Raw genomic sequence first — 19,091 nt, 5'->3', positions numbered from 1 at the left:
TTACGATCGCACCTTAGCTGCAACCTCAGCCACGCGACGACCTAATACTTTTGAGATTTCCAAGTCTTCTGATTTAGGTTGCAACTCGCCTTTTCCGCCCGCGATCGTTGTAGCACCATAAGGAGTACCGCCACGCGCCTCAGTATGAATCATCCCTGGTGTAGAGTAAGGTACGCCAACAATTACCATACCTAAGTGCAACAATGGAACCATCATGGTCAATAGCGTTGTCTCTTGTCCGCCATGAGTCGAAGCTGTAGAAGTGAAAACGCCTGCTGGTTTACCTTCCATTTCACCATTGAGCCACAGCTGTGTGGTCGAATCTATCAGCTGCTTCATCTGCGCGCACATATTACCGTAGCGCGTTGGGGAACCAAAAATAACAGCGTCAGCCTCGCGCAAATCATCAACCGTACAAACGGGTATATCTTTTTGCTGTTCGCGTACTTGGCTGGCAAACTCATTTTGATCGATAATTTTGTCAACTTCTGGAAACTCTTGTACGCGCCGTAACATGACTTCAGCTTGCGGAATTTGACTTGCACCTTCTGCTACAGCTTTTGCCATTTGCAGTGTGTGACCATACATTGAGTAGTAAACAATCAGAATTTTCATTTTCACCTCTTAAATGAATGCTGCTGGACGCCTGGCGACTAAAGTCGCGACTTTATAAATCAAGTCCACGTAGGTGGACTAACATAAGAATTGGTTAAAAACCTATGAAGATAGGTTTTGTTTGTGTAGCTGCGGTTTCAACCGAATCAGCTGATGCAGGAATCTTGATTACGCCAAATCAAACAGCAAAATTTCTGCGCCGCTATCTGTAGCGATCTTGAGTAACTCAGCTTCATTGACAGCAACACCATCACCTGCTTGCAAGGCGTAACCGTTAAGATTTAAGGTACCTTGTGCTACTTGTAACCAACCGTAACGATTGGGTTGTAACTGATACGACAAGCGATCGCCTGCTTTTAATACCGAACTATACAAATCAACATCTTGGTGAATCTTTACTGCACCATCGCGCCCATCGCCTGCTGCAATCAACCGCAGTTGCGATTGTCTTTCGGCTAAAGGAAACATTCGTTGTTCGTAACTTGGTTCTAGTCCTTGCTGATTCGGTAAGATCCAAATTTGCAGCAGATGCACTGAGTCGGTTTCTGAAGGGTTAAATTCACTATGAACAATCCCCGTTCCCGCACTCATCCGCTGTACTTCGCCTGGTGTGATAATTGCACCATTTCCTAAACTATCCTTGTGTTCGAGTGCCCCTTCGAGTACATAGGTGAGAATTTCCATGTCACGATGACCGTGTGCGCCAAAACCTCTCCCTGGATGAACTCGGTCTTCATTAATAACACGCAAAGCCCGAAACCCCATGTGTTTTGGATCGTAGTAATTCGCAAAGGAAAATGTATGGTAGCTATCTAGCCAACCATGATTTGCATGACCGCGATCGCTTCCTGGACGTAGGGTAATCATCACTTCCTCCTTAGTTTTAAATTAAATAGTTTAATATTGAATTAATTGAATAAAAAATAGTGCCAATAGTTATTCTTTTTTGCCTAATCGCCGACACAGCCGACCAAGTTCTTCTTGTTCAGACATACTTAATGTAGCCATTTCAGCCACCACAGCCGCCACATGGGTCGGAAAAATGTGACTAATTAACTGATTTCCAGCTTCTGTTAAGTTGACTCTAATACAGCGGCGATCGTTAGGTTCTCGTTCGCGTTTAACCAGCGATCGCTTCTCCAAATTATCAATCACCAGAGTGATATTACCACCACTTTTGAGGAGTTTTGCAGCCAGGTCGCGTTGATACATCGAACCCAGGTGATACAGTGCCTCAAGTACACCAAATTGCGTAATCGTTAAGTTTGTTTCGTCTAAATGGCGATGAATGCGCGACGATACTGAGTCTGCTGCACGTATTAACTTAATATACGCGTCTAATGCTCTGACCTCCTCTTCCGTACCATGATATCGCGTTCCCATTTATAGTTTAACATTGATTTATTTAATATTAAAATATCATGTTTGCTCTTTGGTTGTCAAGCTTGGCGAATGAATTCGCTGCTACACAAACTAAGTCCACCTTCGTGGACTCATTACTAAAGGCTAATTGTTTTGACTACTAGCACGTTGTAGAAGCTCTTCTGCACTTTTTTGCCACTGCGAATTACCTTGAGATGCATACAAGGTTTTAGCAGATTCCAACAATGTTTGTGCGCTTTGATATTGCCCCAAATGCATATAGACTAGCCCAGCAGCGTAGTAGGCATTAGCATAGTTTCTATTTGCTAAGGTAGATTGGCGAAAAGCTTCTATTGCGGATTGTAAATTGCCTTGCCCGAATAGAATTGCACCTAAATTGTAATAAGCTTCCGCATAACTTGGTTTAAGTTTAATTGCTTCGCGAAAAGCTGTGGCTGCTTGTTCAATTTGATTCTGTTGAAGATAAACAACACCTAAGTGATAAGTAATTTCTGGTAGATTTGGGCTGTATTTTAGTGCTGTATTATATGCGGCGATCGCGCCTTCCCAATCTTGCAGTTGCTCTTTTACTAAACCAAGATTGTAGTGTGCTAGTCCTAAGTTTGGTTCAAGTTCTATTGCGTTTTGTAAAAAGTCTTGCGCTTGCTTAGGGTTGTTTCCTTCTAGTAGTACTGCTCCCAAGTTAGCATAAGCTAAAGCAAACTTTGGATCGGCTTGAATTGCACGGTAAAATGCTTCTGCAGCAGGTTGGAGCTGTTCAGTTTCACGCAAAGCAAGTCCCAGGTTGTAGTATGCTGGTGCTAATTTAGGGTCGAGTTTAGTTGCTGTTTCAAACGCAGCGATCGCATCTTTAAGTTGTTTTTTTTGTACTAATTGTAGCCCTTGATTAACCCAATCAGCAGCCGTTTGGGGCTTTGTCTGTGCTAAGTAAGGTAAAGTTAAGCCCGCTTGAATAACAGAAGATATTGTTAGTACGGGTATTAAGAATATTACTAAATATTTTAAAAGTAGTTCGATCAATCTTAATTCTGACATTCCTTTATAAAAGTTCAAAGAGTTGCATAAAAATTTGTTTTGCTTAATTTTTATTAAACTAAATCTTACAAGAGACTACGATTTTTGTTGCTCTGATTAAAGATAGGTAATAGTAAGATTAAGTAACAGATAATTTCCTACAGCATCATTATCGCTTCTCAAATTAAAACGATGCAGCGCTTTCATGAGCAAAGCTCAGGAGGATTTTATGAACGAAAAAGGAAAAATGGGCTTGCACAATGTCGCCATTGTCGGCCCATATTTAAGTGGCAAAACAACATTACTAGAAAGTTTGCTCTTCGTCACTGGGGCAATTTCTCGCAAAGGTAGTATGCGCGATGGCAATACGGTAGGAGATAGTGCAACCGAAGCCCGCGATCGCCACATGAGTGTAGAAGTGAATGCTGCCAGTACAGAGTATAACGGAGTACGCTTTAACTTTATTGACTGTCCTGGCTCGGTAGAATTTGCTCAAGAAACTTACAACGCCCTAATGGGAGTCGATGCAGCGATTGTTGTTTGCGAACCAACGAATGATAATTCAAACGAATCAAAGCAAAGGCTACTGACTCTCGCACCAATATTTAAATTCTTAGACGACTGGGAAATTCCTCACCTAGTCTTCGTCAATAAAATGGACAAAGGCAACAGCAACTTTATGGAAATGTTGCACGCCTTAAAATCAATTTCTAGCCGACCGATTGTTCCACATCAATATCCGATTACGCAAGGCGAACAAATTACAGGCTTTATTGACTTGGTGAGCGAGCAAGCTTACCAGTATCATTCAGGGGCAGCTTGCGATCCAATTCCATTTCCTGAAGCGTTTAAAGAACAGGAACAAGCAGCACGCGCGGAAATGTTGGAAGAATTAGCCAACTTTGACGATCATTTGTTAGAAGAATTGCTAGAAGAAATTAACCCGCCGCAAGAAGAAATTGTCCAAGATATGCGGCTTGAATTGGGAGCAGATTTAGTTGTTCCAGTATTTTTTGGGGTTGCTGAACAAGATTTTGGCGTGCGATCGCTCCTCAAAGCACTTCTACGAGAAGCACCAACACCAGAGACAACCGCAGAACGTCGCGGCGTCGTTTTACACAGCGAAGCACCATTAGCGCAGGTTCTTAAAACTTACTACACTCCTCAAGGTGGCAAACTTTCTTTAGTCAGAGTTTGGCAGGGTAAGTTAACTGATGGAATTGTCCTTAACGGAGTACGCGCTGGTGGTATTTATCGCTTGATGGGACAACAAACAACCTCACTCACCGAAGCGCAAGCTGGCGATATTGTGGCACTCTCGCGCCTAGAAGGAATTAATACAGGAGATACGCTGTCAGCGAATAGCGAACTAGCATCACAATTGCCTAAAGCTGAACATTTAGACCCAGTATATGCATTAGCAATTACTCCTGAAAAACGCAATGACGAGGTAAAACTAAGTGGAGCGCTAAGTAAACTTTTAGAAGAAGATCCTGCACTTTATTGGGAACAGCACGGTGACACGCACGAAGTGATTTTGTGGGGTCAAGGTGAAATTCACTTGCAAGTTGCGTTAGATCGCTTGCGGCGCAAATACAATTTGCCCATGACAACGCATTTGCCACAAGTACCTTATAAAGAAACTATTCGTAAACCAATTTCTTCGGTACATGGGCGTTATAAACATCAAAGTGGCGGTCACGGACAGTTTGGTGATGTGTATTTAGAAATTAAACCATTACCACGGGGTGAAGGCTTTGACTTCAAGGAAACTATTGTTGGTGGAGTCGTACCAAAGCAGTATATTCCAGGTGTGGAAACAGGGGTGCGCGAGTATCTTGCGCATGGACCTTTAGGCTTTCCGATTGTGGACGTTGCTGTTACACTCACAAATGGTTCCTACCACAGTGTAGATAGTTCCGAACAAGCATTTAAGCAAGCTGCACGGATTGCCATGCAAACAGGAATACCGCAAGGCGAACCTACGTTACTCGAACCAATTGTCTCTATTGAAGTGACGACGCCGAATGAATTTACCTCTAAGGTGCTACAACTTCTCAGCGGACGTCGAGGACAGATTTTAGGTTACGAAGGTAGAAGCGATTGGCAAGGCTGGGACAACGTAACTGCTTACTTACCACAAGCTGAGATGCACAGCTTTATCATCGAGTTGCGATCGCTTACTTTAGGTGTTGGTTCGTTCCACTGGCAATATCACCATCTTCAGGAAGTTCCCGAAAAGCTAGCTGAAAGAGTTTGTTCGACTACTAATGGTAATGGCAATAGCAATGGTAATAATCATCGCTAGCACAAATGTTGAGTTCAGCTAAATATCAATACAAGAAATAAATGATGCTTGGGAAGGCTTTACCTTCCCTTTGTTTATGAAGTTTTTACTAGTAAGATAAGCAGGCAAGATGCCTCCACATCATAATATTGAGCTTAAGTTAAAGGATTCCCAAACCTGTATATGAGTAACCATCCCCAAGCCTGGTTTATTATTAAACGTCCAACAGGTCATTGCGAAGTTGTACCAAGCGATCGCACTGATGACAAACTGCATGTATCAGCCAAAGATCGTTGGGGACCTTTTTCTTCCCAAGAAGAAGCCTTCGCACGACGGATAGGTTTAATTCGTGCAGGAAAGTGTCAACCTATGTAGATAAAAAGTACAGTTTATCAAGCCTACTGCGGCGTAACGACTGCTCGATTACCGCGTTGTGCAGCAATTTCTTTTTGTAACACGTTTAAAGCTGTAGAGAATTGAGGATCGGCAGGCGTGCCAATTTTTTCTCGATCTTGAACTAGCGATTCTTTTTGTTGATCGGTAAGTTCTACTATTACATCAGGATTAATACCCGCTTTATTAATATCGCGACCATTAGGGGTAAAGTACTTAGCAATTGTCACTGCTAAACCTGACCCATCTCCTAATCCCCGTACCGATTGTACTAAGCCTTTACCAAAGGTTCTTGTCCCTACTACCACAGCACGCTTATTATCCTGCAAAGCACCAGCCAAAATTTCGCTTGCACTTGCTGACCCACCATCAACTAAAACGACAACAGGTTTATCAGTCAGGGCACGGTGGCTAGATTTTTCAATGTCTCTTTTTCCTTGGCGATCGACTGTAGAGACAATCGTGCCATCTTGTAACCACATTTGGGCAATTTCTACACTGGAAAACAGTAAACCACCAGGATTGGAACGCAAGTCGAGAATATACCCTTGAACTTGCTGTTTTTCTAAGTCTCTAATGGCATCACGCATTTCTGTTGCTGCGTTGGCGCTGAACTGAGTTAAGCGAATATAACCCAAGTTTCCTGTTGGAGATGTTTGCTGACTATAGCGAACAGGGTGTAACTCGATCCGCGCCCGTGTAATTTGAAATTCTCTTTGCTGATTTTCTCGCTGAATTGTCAAGCGGACTTGAGTACCTGGTTTCCCTTTAATCATAGATACCGCTTGATTAATATCCATGCCTTCAGTACTTTGACCGTCAATCTGAAGAATGATATCTTTTGCTATAATCCCTGCTCTTGCAGCTGGAGTGTCTTCAATGGGAGAAATTACAGTCAATTTATTCGTTTTCTCGTCCTGGGCAATTTGAATACCAATTCCGGTCAGTTCTCCAGAAGTCTCAACTTGCATGTTCTTGAATTCTTCTGGGTCCATAAACCGAGTATATGGGTCATCTAGTCTTTTGAGCATTTCTCGGATGGCTTTATAAGCATCCTCTTTGCTGTTGTAAGACTTGTTAAGGTACTCTCGGCGCACAGCCTGCCAATTAGCTTGATTAAATGTACCGTCTACATACTGACGGTCAATAATCTGCCAAACTTCATCTACTAATTCTTTAGGACTTTCTTGAAAGAAAGCCTGACCCCGCGAGTGAATTCCCGCGCCGGCAACTGCAACCGTTGTCAGCATTGCTGCTGTAGCACCCAGAACAAGTCCACGTTTTGAAATGACCATAGTGACTGCAAAAGTCGTAGGGAAAATGCAATTCAAGTATGCTCAATGTAACACACGATCTCAGTGAATAGGGTTCGGATACTAGGGGTCGGGGGGCTAAAATTCAAAAATTTACGAAGGATAAATATTCTTCAATATTCCTTCATTATTCTTAATTTACTTTACTGTTTTTCTCGCTGCTACGCAAAACTATGAATTGAGAATTTTGAGTTATGAATTGAAGAAGATTTAACTCAAAACTCAAAACTCTTGAATCCTAATCTTTATGGTTCAACCCAGCGTCCATCTGCTTTGATGAGATTGATTAACTCATCAACACCTTGAGCTTCAGGAACGCGCTTGATTTCGTCTCTACCACGATACAAAGAAATGTAACCTGGTTGCTTACCAACGTAGCCGTAATCTGCATCTGCCATTTCTCCTGGTCCGTTCACAATACAGCCCATTACTGCAATATCTAAACCAGTAAGATGTTTCGTTGCTTCGCGGACTTTGTGTAACACCTCTTCTAAATTGAACAAAGTACGACCGCAAGAAGGACAAGCGACGTACTCCACCATTGTCTTACGTAAGCCAAGTGCTTGTAGGATGCTATAGCAGACTGGAATTTCCTTCTCAGGTGCTTCAGTAAGCGATACGCGGATAGTATCGCCAATACCCTCTGCTAAGAGAGTACCAATTCCTGCAGTGGACTTGATGCGACCATACTCACCATCACCCGCTTCAGTTACACCTAGATGCAAGGGGTAATCCATTCCTAAAGCGTCCATTTTTTGAGCCATCAAGCGGTAAGCAGCTAGCATCACAGGAACGCGCGATGCTTTAAGCGAAATGACCAAATTCCGAAAATCTAATGACTCACAAATCCGAATGAACTCTAAAGCAGATTCCACCATTCCTTCAGGTGTATCTCCATAGGTAAATAGCATTCTTTCGGCAAGCGAACCATGATTGACTCCAATACGCATTGCTTTGCCTTGGTCGCGCAGGGAAATGACTAAAGGTTCTAACGTTTCTCGAATCTTGTCACCAATCTCGTCAAACTCGGCTTGTGAGTATTCTGTTCTGTCCGTTTTCGGTTTTTCAAACACATATAACCCTGGATTGATGCGCACTTTATCTACGTGCTTAGCAACTTCCAAGGCAATTTTCATGCCATTGTGATGGACATCTGCAACGAGTGGTACAGATTTGTAAGTTTGATGGAGTTTTTGCTTGATTTCTGCTAAAGCTTTAGCATGAGCCATGCTTGGTACAGTAACTCGGACAATCTCGCAGCCGATTTCGTGCAAGCGCCGAATGGCAGCAACAGAACCATCTACATCAAGCGTGTCTTCATTAATCATTGATTGCACTACCACAGGATAGCCACCACCAATGGTGACATTGCCAACCTGAACCGGACGGGTTTTGCGGCGATGGATCGTGGTATCAGTTAATGACCCAGAGATAGGGTTAATATTAGTTGATGGAGTAGGCAAGGTTTGCATAACGCTGTTCGCTGGTTACTTGCGAAAAATTTAGATATTCCTCTCTGTTCTTCAGAGTGCCATACTTATGACAAATTTGGTGAAAACAGCGTTAGTTTAAACTATAAGGAATGCATAATTTACCGTAGGTAAGAAAGAAAAGTCAACAGATAGTTATTTGTTGGAAACTTTAGTTAAATTCTCCAATAAAAATAACCGACTTGTTATGGTATCTTGTCTGTGTTCCATAACTTGCCGGAGCAGCTTTGCTTTTTTACAGACTAGTTAAGTGTTAGCAAATGTAGCTTTTACTCACTAGCGGTAACAAGGGTAACTAGTACTCGTTTCTCCTCATACCAGTTCCATTGCGTCGATTATTTTCTTCACGCGGTTTTGCTTTGTTGACTCTCAGTTGACGTCCCATCCACTCAGCACCGTCCAATTCCGTAATTGCGGCATCTTCTTGAGCATCTTCTGTCATATCAACAAAGGCAAAACCGCGCATCCTACCAGTTTCTCGGTCTGTTGGCAAGACAATTCTTTTGACTGTACCATACTCTGCAAATACTGCTCTCAAGTCGTCTTCTGTAGCGCGGTAGGAAAGGTTTCCAACGTAAATAGTCATATCGATCACGTAAGTCTGAACAGAAGCTGAAGTTCAGTTAAGTTAAGACAACTTCCAACTTTGTCAAGGAGGCTTGCCAAAAGTACAGTACGTCTTATTTACCAGTGATGAATTTCAAAACTAGCAACTGAGTTGGCAGTGTCTAAAACTCAACCAATGATAGGACTGAACTTACGCATACGGTTTTATCATATCCTATCCACTCAGTTGTCAAAGGTTACTTGCATTACAAAGACTGTATGTTTTGTATTAGTTTAATTTCTCTAACGATGTCTAAATACAAGTATTTGAGTAGCAAGTCTTTCTACCTTTACTCTATAAATATAATTTATAAGCAAAAATTATATTTGTGATGGGTTGAACCAAAGCCATATTAATAGCAAAGTAGGTGCGATCGCACCTACTGATTACTCAATTGATATTGACTGGGGACCAGTTTTACCATTTTGTGCTTGACTCGTTGGCGATGCGTAACTGGTATAACCTAGCTGTTGATCGAGCCAACTTTTGACTGGATCTTCTCCAAGATTTAGCCGCAACAAGCCAGAAACGAAACCACCTAAAAAAGAGCCTGGGTGTTGAGTTAATTGCTGGAAAATTGGTTTCAGTTCGTCTCCAAACATATATTTTTCCTATGTTCTCGATTGCTTTGTATTCTAGCGCGTGGCTGCTCAATTAGGTTTTTGGTCTGAGAACAGACATTTGTCAGAGTCACAACCTGCAGGTCCTACCTCTGATAAATCTTTGGCATCGTATTGAATTAACGCTGACTGAAAAACGTTGGTGCGACGTTGTGTTTTGACTTGTTGCATTAGTTGCTCATATTGTTGTTTAGATATTGGTTCAAAAGGTAGGCGAGGGAAAGTTTGATGATCGTCGAATCGTGCTAGCAGCGCAGCTGAGATATAGCCTTCATTATTTTGAATTGTCTCGTAAATGCGAGTACCCAAGGCTTCAACTTCGTTTTCCCGTAGTTCGATGGTGGCGGAGGTGTTGTGCGAGACATAATACTTTTGGACTTGCATATAGAAATCCATTTGAGCGATCGCACTAAATTGACTGATATCAATTTCATCCGCACCTGGTAAATCAGCCCAAGGTACAGCCACTGGAATCTCGACTAACCATTCGGTACAACGCGGATCGAACGGATCGTTAAGCAAATTGCCATTTTCATCTTTATCCGATTGCGATGGGACAACGCTGTAACCGTAGTCAATACAAGCTAGTGCCACAGGATCGTGACTGCGAAATGTGATGCGGCGAATAAAGCGTTGCGCTTTGGGAGGATGCCAACCAGGAGAAGCACCTGTGAGTAAAGATTTTGTTCCTGATGGTTGCACAGTCGTACAGCGGTTCGGGCGTTTAATGTTGTGGCGATCGCAATATTCCCAGATCACCTGATGAACAATTTCTTTCCATCTACTAAGATATTCTTGCTCTTTTTGTTTATACTCTAAGCCTTGTGGTGTTTCTGGTCTTCCTGCTGTCCACCAATGTAGCCAATCAACACCGAAAGCACGAACAAAAAAGTCAAATAATCCTGTAAAAGATACACCAACAATTGGGTCTAACTCGCGCGATTTTTGGTAGCGTGGTTCAATAAATTTGTGATTCAATAGCGTCGCAACTGAGAGCGCTCCAGCAGTAAATGCTTCTACTTGTTCTTGCTGATTATTCGGATCAATTTGATTAAGATGGATCTCAGACAAATTGCAATTTCCAGTTAAAGTATTGCCAAAAACTCCCTTATGTAATTCTGGCTCATTGAAGCAATAAGTATCGTGATAGCCTGGTAACTCTTCCACGCTTTTGATGACTTGCCATTTTTCTTTTGCTGTAGGCTTACATCCTTTACTTGTATCCAATCTCTGGCAAGGAATTTGATTGCAATCAGTAATCTGCAAATAATATAGATCTTGCGCTCTTTTACCTAAGTTTGTTGCAGATGCCTTACGAGCCATCATATTTACCGATGACTGAAGTCCGCATTTGGTTAAAAGTAGCTGTAATCGATGCGCTCTTTCGTAGTCAGCAATATAAATTCTAATGCCATTTCCTTGAGTATTAGAACCATCGGTATCAGCTAGCCCAGCTATAAAAGCAAGAATTGCTTGCTTGTTCCATGAACCAATTATATTTAACGCATCAGCTTGTGTTTTCAAACGATATAAGAGTTCTCCTGAAAACCCTAAGTCAGTAATGTCTACAAAAGAAGGCAAGTAATCATAGTTTCTTAAAGGCGATTTTTTTCCAGAAACTAAAAGTTCAGCTTTCTTGGTGTATACTCTGATCTTTGCGTTGCCATTCCGATCTAAATTTCCGTCACCTACAGCTACTCCTAATGTATAAGCATACGCAGAATTAATAGCTTCTCCATCTTGATATTCAATTACAAATGGTTCGGTATGAATTGAGTATTTGCTATATGATAATAGTTCTTTTGTTTGTACTTCTTGATAGCTTTTACCAAATCTATCTTTAACAAAGAATCGATGGTATTCTGTCACGTCTAAATATGAGCCATCACCAAATTCTACTCGATATAATTTCTGGTCAGTATTAGTTTGAAATGGAACAACTTTACTCCAGTGTTTACCATTCCAAATTTCAATTTCTTCGCCAACAATATCTTTAATTTTGTGAATACCTTGGCGGGTAATTAACAAAGTTTCTCCTGAGACACAATGGAAATTTGCGCCAACGATTTCTCCGCAAGGATTCAGAGCATATCTTGATAATCTGTGGGCGATTTCTTCAGGTGGAAATTCATTAAAGCGATCGCGCAACCATGCTCTTGCTTGTTCTTTACCTTGGGAATAAGCTTGGATAAATTCGGTTTTGAGTTCAGGAGTTGTTAAGATATCTGCGTTAGCACGGGCGATCGCTTCGGGTGCATATTGAATTGCCCCTTCGCCTGAATAATATTGATTGCGTACGGCATCAACACATTCATCTAAAGTTGGTTGACGATGAAACACGCGAGTATGATTTGCCATTCGTAGCGCATCGCGTTCGGGATCGATTCGCCAGTTACCATTCTCATCTTGTTGCCATAGATTACCTTTGGCATTGGCAAATAATTCATCGTCGCTGTCACCTTGACGCATTCCAGCTGAACGCCTGACATTGCCTGCGACAACGACAACAGCAGCTTCATCAATCAGTAAACAGCATTCAACTGAATTGAGTTGGCGTCCTACCGCTTTGTTGAGAATTGCTGCACAGCGTTGATATAGTTCGGGTAACTTAATCGGGTTAGCAACACCGCCGAAGCCTTTGAGGAGTTCACCTGCAGGGCGGACATTACGAAGATCGACACGGACATTGACTTCTCCAGCAAACTGTTTATCACTGGATAGTTCGAGGAGAGTTTGATATGATTTCACCCAACCTTGACGACTATCACCGACGTAGATTGTGATATCGTTACCAGAAATCTGAATTTCAGTATTTTCTTTCCTACGAATAGCTGGTGTTATCCCAATTTCTCCAGCAATTGTCACGTTTAAGCGATTGCGAATTAGTGGAAGTTGATTGATGTATTGCGGTTCGAGAACAGCACCAGTGCCACAACCCATCATTGCCAGATCCATCATCAAGCCAAACGCCCGCCAGTCGGTAACGTTGGTACTCGTGCAGTTATAGGCTCCAGAAAAATTTTCTTGCTTTTCGATCCATTCTGTGCCACCAACCCATAACCAACGTCCACTAGGAAGCGCCTTCATCTGCTGCTGCATTTTAGCAAGGATAGCAACTTCAGTGTCGGTGAGTTTACCCAACTTAACTAAACCCTTGAGCGTGCGATCGCAGACTTCTTCCCAGCTTTCACGTTTGCCGTTCGGCTGGCGACGGCTATAAGTTCTGAAAAATACGGGATTAGCAGCAGGCGCAGTTTCGGGGAACTGGCTAGTTTGATTAGTACGCTCAAGCTCTCGAACCATAGATGAGGAAATTTATCGTCGTGTTGGTTTGGGATAGATTAAGACTATACGTCATTTGTATATAGTGGTAAAGACGTTGAAATTTTTGAAGATTTGCGCTAGCAGTAGTGGGTAATTCTACTTTGCATGTAGATTTGTACGTAACTCAAAGCCGTTATCCACCAAGCTACAATCGTTGATGCAAGTACGTTTTTCTCAACATTTTTGCAGAGGCGGTTATGGTACAGTACGACCCACGGCAATTGCCCACATCTGCTGAACTGCCTGATTCTGACGACACGCCGGTGGACAGATTCCCAATCTTTTAGCAGCAATATTAGCGTTGATCTGGGCAAATCGCAGCGATTGGTTCTTTGGTGTTGATATGGGAATTTACTACAACCCAGGAGAACCACCAATTGTCCCTGATGGGTTCTTGAGTTTGGGTGTCGATTGCTTTGTTGGCGAAGCAGGGCGTTTAAGCTATGTTTTGTGGGAAGAAGACAACAAAGTACCAGTTTTAGCTTTAGAAGTCGTTTCCAAAACCTACAGCGGCGAGTACGAACAGAAAAAAATTGATTATGCTCCCTTAGGGATTTTGTACTATGTTAGTTATGCTCCAGAGAGAGGCAAACGCCACAAACGGAAAGCTTTGGAGGGTTATCGCTTGGTTGATGGTCAGTACGTGCTACAAACTGATGAACTGTGTTGGATACCAGAAATTGGCTTAGGGATAGGGCGAGAACAAGGCACACATCAAGGCTGGAGGCGAGAATGGCTTTATTGGTACGATGAGGCAGGAAAGCGATTACTTACCCCAGAAGAAGTAGCACAGCAAGAAAGAGATCGCGCAAATTTAGCTGAACAACGCGTGCAACGATTAGTAGCACGTCTACTAGAAATGGGAATTGATCCTGATAGTCTTTAAAATACGTTATTACTTGTTTGTTAGGGCATGATGGCATTAGATAAACGTATTTGGAGATAAAATTGTGGCTCCTTGGCGATCGCCTCTAGCGCGTGCTTTGCATAAAAATCCGCAACCGTCTCGCTACTTACAACTTGCAACGGTGCGCTTGGATAATCGCCCTGCGAATCGTACTGTTGTCTTTCGCGGTTTTCTTGAAGATACCGATCAATTAAAATTTATCGTCGATGCACGTACGCAAAAACCCGAACAAATAGCACATCAACCTTGGGCGGAAGCTTGTTGGTACTTTGTTGATACCCGCGAACAATTTCGCATTGGTGGTTACTTGAATTTAATCGGCGAAGATCACCCCGACACAACTCTACAACAAGCACGTCAAGATACCTGGCGTGAAATTAGCGACGCAGCGCGATTACTCTTTGCATTTCCTCATCCTGGGAAACCAAGAGCAAACACAGGATTTGATGTTCCACCACCAGATGCAACGCAACCTCTACCGCATTTTTGTTTGTTACTACTCGAACCTATCGAGGTAGATCACCTAAAACTACGTGGTGAACCACAGAATAGATATCTTTATACTCGCAGTAGCGATTGCATTTGGTCTACTCAAGAAATCAATCCTTAAAGTTTAAATTCCAGCACCGTCTAAAAACTCTTGAATTGCTTTGTTTTTTAATTGACAAGCTGCACCTTGAGTTGTTGGTATCTTGTTATGTTCGTTTTCGGTTGCGTCACTGACATCTTCTGTAGCAATCGAGATATGATACACAGGTGCAGGAGCTTGCTTGTGCTGTAATTGCTCTACTTGTTGCTCTAAAGATTCTATCCGATCAACCAAAGCACGAATGACTTCTGCTTCTGAATCTGGTAAACTACCATGTTCTAGAGGATCGACACGGACTCCAGAGCGATAGATAACACGTCCTGGCACACCCACAACTGTGCAATTAGAAGGGACATTACGTAGTACTACTGAACCTGCGCCAATTCGCACATTGTTGCCAATTTCAATATTACCTAAAACTTTAGCACCAGCACCAACTACCACATTATCACCTACTGTAGGGTGTCTCTTGCCGCTTTCTTTACCTGTACCACCAAGCGTAACACCTTGGTAGAGCAAAACATCATTGCCAATAATTGCGGTTTCTCCGATCACAACTCCCATGCCATGATCGATAAAAAACCCTTGTCCAATGACTGCACCTGGGTGAATCTCAATTCCTGTGATGAATCGTGCTATAAAAGAGATCAAACGAGGAATAAAGGGAATACCTATTTTATAGAGCTTGTGTGCTATCCGGTGTAATAAGATTGCTTGTAAGCCAGGATAGAAGAATAACACCTCCAGCCAGTTACGTGCTGCTGGATCGCGCTCGAAAATAATTTGAAAGTCAGCAAGCAGGGTAGAGAACACCTTAAAATACCCATCGTAGGCAAAACATTTCACAATTTATCTTAGCGTTTTCTGTAGCTTGGTAATTAAAAATTTAAAATGAGAAGAGCAGCAATAGCCCTGTCTGACTTGTGACAATTCTTGTTTAACGTAGGTAGGCTACCACGAAGATACAGAGCAAAGAGATAAGGAGAGGTCTTCGCAAATAATTTAGGATTACAACTGGGTGCGATGGCGAAACGCCCGTGCCTTCGGCAGATCGCTGCTGTGGAAAAATGTTGCTTGCCAAAATATATAACTTTTATGCCGCCATTTTTATTAATCCTGTTTTTGCTTCTTACTTCAAGTTGGATAACTGAAATCTTTGTTTTAACTCCGCTAACTTTTATTAGAGAGTTGCATTTACCTAATATGCTGATTTGGGGTACGGTAGCACTGGTGTTGTTTTGGTGCTTTGGAGAATGAAGAGTGAGCTTGGATGCCAGTGACTAGATATGAATCTTTGAGCTATAAAAAATGGTATCATTTTTAATTCAGAAATAAGGAAGTTGCATATGGCGCGTTTGGCACTGCTGAGTGTATCTAATAAAACTGGGTTGGTTGATTTTGCGCGGAGTTTAGCTGCAGAATTTGGCTTTGACCTGATCAGCAGTGGTGGTACAGCTCAAGTATTGAAAGATGCAGGATTACCAGTAACAAAAGTGGCTGAATACACTGGTTCACCTGAAATTTTGGGTGGAAGAGTCAAAACGTTACATCCACGAATTCATGGCGGTATTTTGGCGCGTCGTGATGTTCCACAAGATCTAACAGATTTAGAAAATAATCAGATTCGCCCGATCAATTTAGTTGTTGTTAACTTGTACCCTTTTGAACAGACGATCGCTAAACCTGATGTCACCTTAGCAGATGCCGTTGAACAAATTGATATTGGCGGTCCTGCTATGCTCAGAGCAGCAGCAAAGAATTATGCTTACCTCACAGTATTGTGTGACCCCGCAAGCTACGATGCTTATTTACAAGAATTACGTCAACACAATGGCGAAGCATCTCTAGAGTTTCGCCAAGAATGTGCAATTAAGACATTTTCTCATACATCGGGGTATGACCAGGCGATCGCATCTTATTTGAGAGGTCAGGAATTATCACAACACTATACACTTGAGGGGACACAAGTGCAGGCTTTGCGGTATGGGGAGAATCCGCATCAGGAGGCAGTTTGGTATCAAAGTGGTGCTATTGCAAGTGGATGGGCGGCAGCTACGAAACTTCAGGGAAAGGAACTGAGTTACAACAACTTAGTCGATTTAGAAGCAGCGCGGCGAATTACTACTGAATTTACAGATACACCAGCAGCAACGATTATTAAGCACACAAATCCTTGTGGTGTTGCCTTGGGAGATTCTCTTGTAGAAGCTTATACTAAAGCTTTTAATGCTGATTCAGTTTCGGCTTTCGGTGGAATTGTTGCTCTAAATCACTCAATTGATGCTGCAACAGCAACAGAGTTAACGAAGACATTTTTAGAGTGTGTGGTTGCACCTGGTTGTGATGCAGACGCCCAGGAGATATTAGCAGCTAAATCTAAAGTGCGTGTTTTGATTTTACCAAACTTGAGTGCAGGACCAAAAGAAACAGTCAAAGTTATTGCAGGTGGATTTTTGGTACAAGCAGCAGATGATGTTGTTGCTGATACTCATAAGTGGCAAGTTGTAACACAAAAGCAACCGACACCAGAACAATTAGCAGAATTATTGTTTGCCTGGAAAGTTTGCAAGCACGTCAAGTCGAATGCAATTGTTGTTACGCGCGATCGCACGACTGCGGGAGTTGGTGCAGGGCAAATGAATCGTGTTGGTTCAGTGCAAATTGCTTTAGATCAAGCCGGAGAAAAAGCTAAGGGTGGATTCTTAGCAAGTGATGGTTTCTTTCCGTTTGATGACTCGGTAAAAACTGCTGCTGCTGCGGGAATCTCTGCGATTGTGCAACCTGGTGGTAGTATGCGCGATCAAGATTCAATTAATGCGGCGAATGATTTAGGCTTAGTGATGGTATTTACAGGAATACGCCACTTTTTGCACTAAAACTGCGTACGCATTGCCGGAATTCATAATAATACTGTGTAGTATATGTAGTATAAACTGAATACTACTAAAGGGATTATCGGCTAAACTATGAATCAACAATACTTTCAACAGTCCTTTTCTTGCGATCCCACTTTATACAAACGATTGTTTACATTGCTAGAAACCGTATTTTCTAGTTTTGGTTTTGATATCAGCAACTTAGTCGAATCTGCAAGAAAACTGGGCGCACCTTGGGAGACTGCTTCTACTCCGTTTATGCGGGTTCACGATGACATCGCGGTTTCACACGTCGGCGTTTTAGAAATTCCACTCAACATTATGGGCGAAAGTGTGACGGCAGGAGGAATTCACGCTGTTGCAACGCATCCTGAATATCGTCGGCGGGGATATTATCGGGAAATTATGACGGAAGTGCTGGATTATTGCGATCGCCGTTATGAAACATTAGTCCTCACAACATCACAACCTGAATTATATGAAACTTTTGGCTTTCGTGTCGTGGAAGAACACAAGTTTGTGACGCAGTGTGATTCAATAGGAAGTAGCGATCGTCTGCGACTATTAAATTTTTCCAACTCAAACGATGTCAAACTACTGCATCGACTTTTAGAAACTCGTACCCCTGTCTCAAATATTGTCGGAGTTTTACCACAGCAGGAGAAAGCTTTATTTTGTGTCAATGAAGCAACTCGTCCTCTGTACTATGCAGAAGATTTAGATGTGATGATTTGTATGGAAATTGAAGATACTCAACTCAAGCTTTTTGATTTGGTAGGAACGAATATTCCCACATTAGATGCAATTTTGGCAAGAATTTCCCAACCTATTAAGGAAATTATAGTATACTTTAGTCCCGATCGCCTAAATGCAAATTTTCAAGCTGTTCCCCACGTACTAGACGAGGCATTTTTGATGGTACGCGGTGAGTTTGCAGCTGAAGGTAAGGAATTTATGTTACCGCGTTCTGCGCGTTGTTGAAGTGCGATCGTCGCTAATATTGCTCTCGCAGAATGTTTTCAAATTCTCTTAAGGCAACACTAGAACCTGCATTCCAAGCACGTTCTACATATATGGGAATCAGTTCTTTGACAGGAATCGTTGGAAATAGTGAACTTTTTAAGCTTTCTCGATACTGCTGCCCATCAAAAAGATAAATATTCAGTGTTTGATTGCGGTAGATCCAAAGTTCCGGAACACCAATAGCCGTGTAATCTTCAAACTTTGTAAATGATGTCAAATCTATTTCAAGTGCTAAATCAGGAGGCGGATCGCTTTCTAAATCAATTCTTTCTTTTCCTAAGATTGCTTCACGATTTTGAATATAAAAGCAAGCATCTGGTTCTACTCCTTTCTTTTCAAACCGTTTTAGTGTAATTGAATCAAAGCTTTCCCAATCTTTTCTTAGGTGACGCAAAAGACTCTTTACTAAATCTGAAAGAGTATCAGATTTCTTACCATGTTCGGGCAAAGGTGCTATGATGCGAATCTCGTGCGTTGTTGCGTCAAAATAGATTTTAATTGCTGCTTTATCTTGACGACTTGTTAATAACTCTTGGTAGTCTATCCAAGATTGGTGACGTAAGATTACTTCTGCACCTAGTGGCAAGTCAATGTTGTCTTTAGTAATTGTCAAATACATTGATAAACCAAAGTAATCTACGCTTAAGTAT

Annotated in this window: 16 protein-coding genes and 1 pseudogene; 6 read left to right on the top strand and 11 right to left on the bottom strand. The window is 42.1% G+C overall.

Annotation, left to right across the window (positions count from 1 at the left end; all coding sequences use genetic code 11):
• The 4 genes from wrbA to IQ230_RS14740 form a co-directional block, all read right to left on the bottom strand.
• Positions 1-615, bottom strand: coding sequence for an NAD(P)H:quinone oxidoreductase (wrbA, locus tag IQ230_RS14755; protein WP_193932717.1), 615 nt, complete (start codon positions 613-615; stop codon positions 1-3).
• A gap of 168 nt (positions 616-783) precedes the next feature.
• A complete protein-coding gene (locus IQ230_RS14750) occupies positions 784-1,482 on the bottom strand; it encodes a pirin family protein (protein ID WP_193932716.1) in 699 nt (232 codons plus the stop codon).
• A gap of 69 nt (positions 1,483-1,551) precedes the next feature.
• Positions 1,552-1,998, bottom strand: a complete 447-nt coding sequence (locus IQ230_RS14745) for a MarR family winged helix-turn-helix transcriptional regulator (protein WP_193932715.1) — start codon at positions 1,996-1,998, stop codon at positions 1,552-1,554.
• A 123-nt stretch (positions 1,999-2,121) separates the two neighbouring features.
• Positions 2,122-3,033, bottom strand: a complete 912-nt coding sequence (locus IQ230_RS14740; RefSeq protein WP_193932714.1) for a tetratricopeptide repeat protein — start codon at positions 3,031-3,033, stop codon at positions 2,122-2,124.
• Between the two features lie 208 nt (positions 3,034-3,241).
• On the opposite strand from IQ230_RS14740, the gene IQ230_RS14735 reads away from it, so the two are divergent.
• Together IQ230_RS14735 and IQ230_RS14730 are read left to right on the top strand one after the other, a co-directional pair.
• Positions 3,242-5,320 (top strand): elongation factor G, encoded by a 2,079-nt coding sequence (locus IQ230_RS14735; RefSeq protein ID WP_193932713.1) that lies wholly within the window; start codon positions 3,242-3,244, stop codon positions 5,318-5,320.
• Between the two features lie 162 nt (positions 5,321-5,482).
• Complete coding sequence (locus tag IQ230_RS14730; protein WP_193932712.1) at positions 5,483-5,674, top strand: DDE transposase family protein; 192 nt, start codon at positions 5,483-5,485, stop codon at positions 5,672-5,674.
• A 23-nt stretch (positions 5,675-5,697) separates the two neighbouring features.
• Here IQ230_RS14730 and ctpC read toward each other — a convergent pair whose 3' ends face one another.
• The 5 genes from ctpC to nrdJ all read right to left on the bottom strand — a co-directional run bounded on the left by ctpC (position 5,698) and on the right by nrdJ (position 13,025).
• A complete protein-coding gene (gene ctpC, locus IQ230_RS14725; protein ID WP_193932711.1) occupies positions 5,698-6,987 on the bottom strand; it encodes a carboxyl-terminal processing protease CtpC in 1,290 nt (429 codons plus the stop codon).
• 263 nt (positions 6,988-7,250) lie between these two features.
• The gene (gene ispG / locus IQ230_RS14720) at positions 7,251-8,477 is read right to left on the bottom strand and encodes a (E)-4-hydroxy-3-methylbut-2-enyl-diphosphate synthase (RefSeq protein ID WP_193932710.1); all 1,227 of its coding nucleotides are present in this window, start codon (positions 8,475-8,477) and stop codon (positions 7,251-7,253) included.
• A 313-nt stretch (positions 8,478-8,790) separates the two neighbouring features.
• Positions 8,791-9,081, bottom strand: a complete 291-nt coding sequence (locus IQ230_RS14715) for an RNA recognition motif domain-containing protein (RefSeq protein ID WP_015190968.1) — start codon at positions 9,079-9,081, stop codon at positions 8,791-8,793.
• Between the two features lie 407 nt (positions 9,082-9,488).
• Entirely contained in the window at positions 9,489-9,704 is a 216-nt protein-coding gene (locus IQ230_RS14710; RefSeq protein WP_193932709.1) for a hypothetical protein, read from the bottom strand.
• A 48-nt stretch (positions 9,705-9,752) separates the two neighbouring features.
• Complete coding sequence (gene nrdJ, locus IQ230_RS14705; protein WP_193932708.1) at positions 9,753-13,025, bottom strand: ribonucleoside-triphosphate reductase, adenosylcobalamin-dependent; 3,273 nt, start codon at positions 13,023-13,025, stop codon at positions 9,753-9,755.
• 218 nt (positions 13,026-13,243) lie between these two features.
• Here nrdJ and IQ230_RS14700 point away from each other — a divergent pair.
• Both IQ230_RS14700 and IQ230_RS14695 read left to right on the top strand, forming a co-directional pair.
• Positions 13,244-13,932, top strand: a pseudogene (locus IQ230_RS14700) (Uma2 family endonuclease).
• Positions 13,933-13,996: 64 nt separating this feature from the next.
• Positions 13,997-14,563 carry an Npun_F5749 family FMN-dependent PPOX-type flavoprotein gene (locus tag IQ230_RS14695; protein WP_193932707.1) on the top strand — a complete coding sequence of 189 codons (567 nt, stop codon included), beginning with the start codon at positions 13,997-13,999 and terminating at the stop codon, positions 14,561-14,563.
• A gap of 3 nt (positions 14,564-14,566) precedes the next feature.
• Here IQ230_RS14695 and cysE read toward each other — a convergent pair whose 3' ends face one another.
• The gene (gene cysE, locus IQ230_RS14690; RefSeq protein ID WP_193932737.1) at positions 14,567-15,355 is read right to left on the bottom strand and encodes a serine O-acetyltransferase; all 789 of its coding nucleotides are present in this window, start codon (positions 15,353-15,355) and stop codon (positions 14,567-14,569) included.
• Between the two features lie 533 nt (positions 15,356-15,888).
• Between cysE and purH the strand changes: the two genes are divergently transcribed.
• Positions 15,889-17,418, top strand: coding sequence for a bifunctional phosphoribosylaminoimidazolecarboxamide formyltransferase/IMP cyclohydrolase (gene purH / locus IQ230_RS14685; protein ID WP_193932706.1), 1,530 nt, complete (start codon positions 15,889-15,891; stop codon positions 17,416-17,418).
• Positions 17,419-17,508: 90 nt separating this feature from the next.
• Complete coding sequence (locus IQ230_RS14680) at positions 17,509-18,399, top strand: GNAT family N-acetyltransferase (protein ID WP_193932705.1); 891 nt, start codon at positions 17,509-17,511, stop codon at positions 18,397-18,399.
• A 13-nt stretch (positions 18,400-18,412) separates the two neighbouring features.
• Here the strand turns inward: IQ230_RS14680 and IQ230_RS14675 are convergent, their stop codons facing one another.
• Positions 18,413-19,060, bottom strand: a complete 648-nt coding sequence (locus IQ230_RS14675) for a Uma2 family endonuclease (RefSeq protein ID WP_193932704.1) — start codon at positions 19,058-19,060, stop codon at positions 18,413-18,415.
• Positions 19,061-19,091 lie beyond the last annotated feature (31 nt).

The organism is Gloeocapsopsis crepidinum LEGE 06123 (assembly GCF_015207655.1).
Classification (GTDB): domain Bacteria; phylum Cyanobacteriota; class Cyanobacteriia; order Cyanobacteriales; family Chroococcidiopsidaceae; genus Gloeocapsopsis; species Gloeocapsopsis crepidinum.
This window is presented reverse-complemented; position numbering and strand designations above follow the sequence as displayed.

Coding starts and splice junctions, on each gene's coding strand:
- wrbA (WP_193932717.1), bottom strand. CDS start 615: ATGAAAATTCTGATTGTTTACTACTCAATGTATGGTCACACACTGCAA.
- IQ230_RS14750 (WP_193932716.1), bottom strand. CDS start 1,482: ATGATTACCCTACGTCCAGGAAGCGATCGCGGTCATGCAAATCATGGT.
- IQ230_RS14745 (WP_193932715.1), bottom strand. CDS start 1,998: ATGGGAACGCGATATCATGGTACGGAAGAGGAGGTCAGAGCATTAGAC.
- IQ230_RS14740 (WP_193932714.1), bottom strand. CDS start 3,033: ATGTCAGAATTAAGATTGATCGAACTACTTTTAAAATATTTAGTAATA.
- IQ230_RS14735 (WP_193932713.1), top strand. CDS start 3,242: ATGAACGAAAAAGGAAAAATGGGCTTGCACAATGTCGCCATTGTCGGC.
- IQ230_RS14730 (WP_193932712.1), top strand. CDS start 5,483: ATGAGTAACCATCCCCAAGCCTGGTTTATTATTAAACGTCCAACAGGT.
- ctpC (WP_193932711.1), bottom strand. CDS start 6,987: ATGGTCATTTCAAAACGTGGACTTGTTCTGGGTGCTACAGCAGCAATG.
- ispG (WP_193932710.1), bottom strand. CDS start 8,477: ATGCAAACCTTGCCTACTCCATCAACTAATATTAACCCTATCTCTGGG.
- IQ230_RS14715 (WP_015190968.1), bottom strand. CDS start 9,081: ATGACTATTTACGTTGGAAACCTTTCCTACCGCGCTACAGAAGACGAC.
- IQ230_RS14710 (WP_193932709.1), bottom strand. CDS start 9,704: ATGTTTGGAGACGAACTGAAACCAATTTTCCAGCAATTAACTCAACAC.
- nrdJ (WP_193932708.1), bottom strand. CDS start 13,025: ATGGTTCGAGAGCTTGAGCGTACTAATCAAACTAGCCAGTTCCCCGAA.
- purH (WP_193932706.1), top strand. CDS start 15,889: ATGGCGCGTTTGGCACTGCTGAGTGTATCTAATAAAACTGGGTTGGTT.
- IQ230_RS14680 (WP_193932705.1), top strand. CDS start 17,509: ATGAATCAACAATACTTTCAACAGTCCTTTTCTTGCGATCCCACTTTA.
- IQ230_RS14675 (WP_193932704.1), bottom strand. CDS start 19,060: ATGTATTTGACAATTACTAAAGACAACATTGACTTGCCACTAGGTGCA.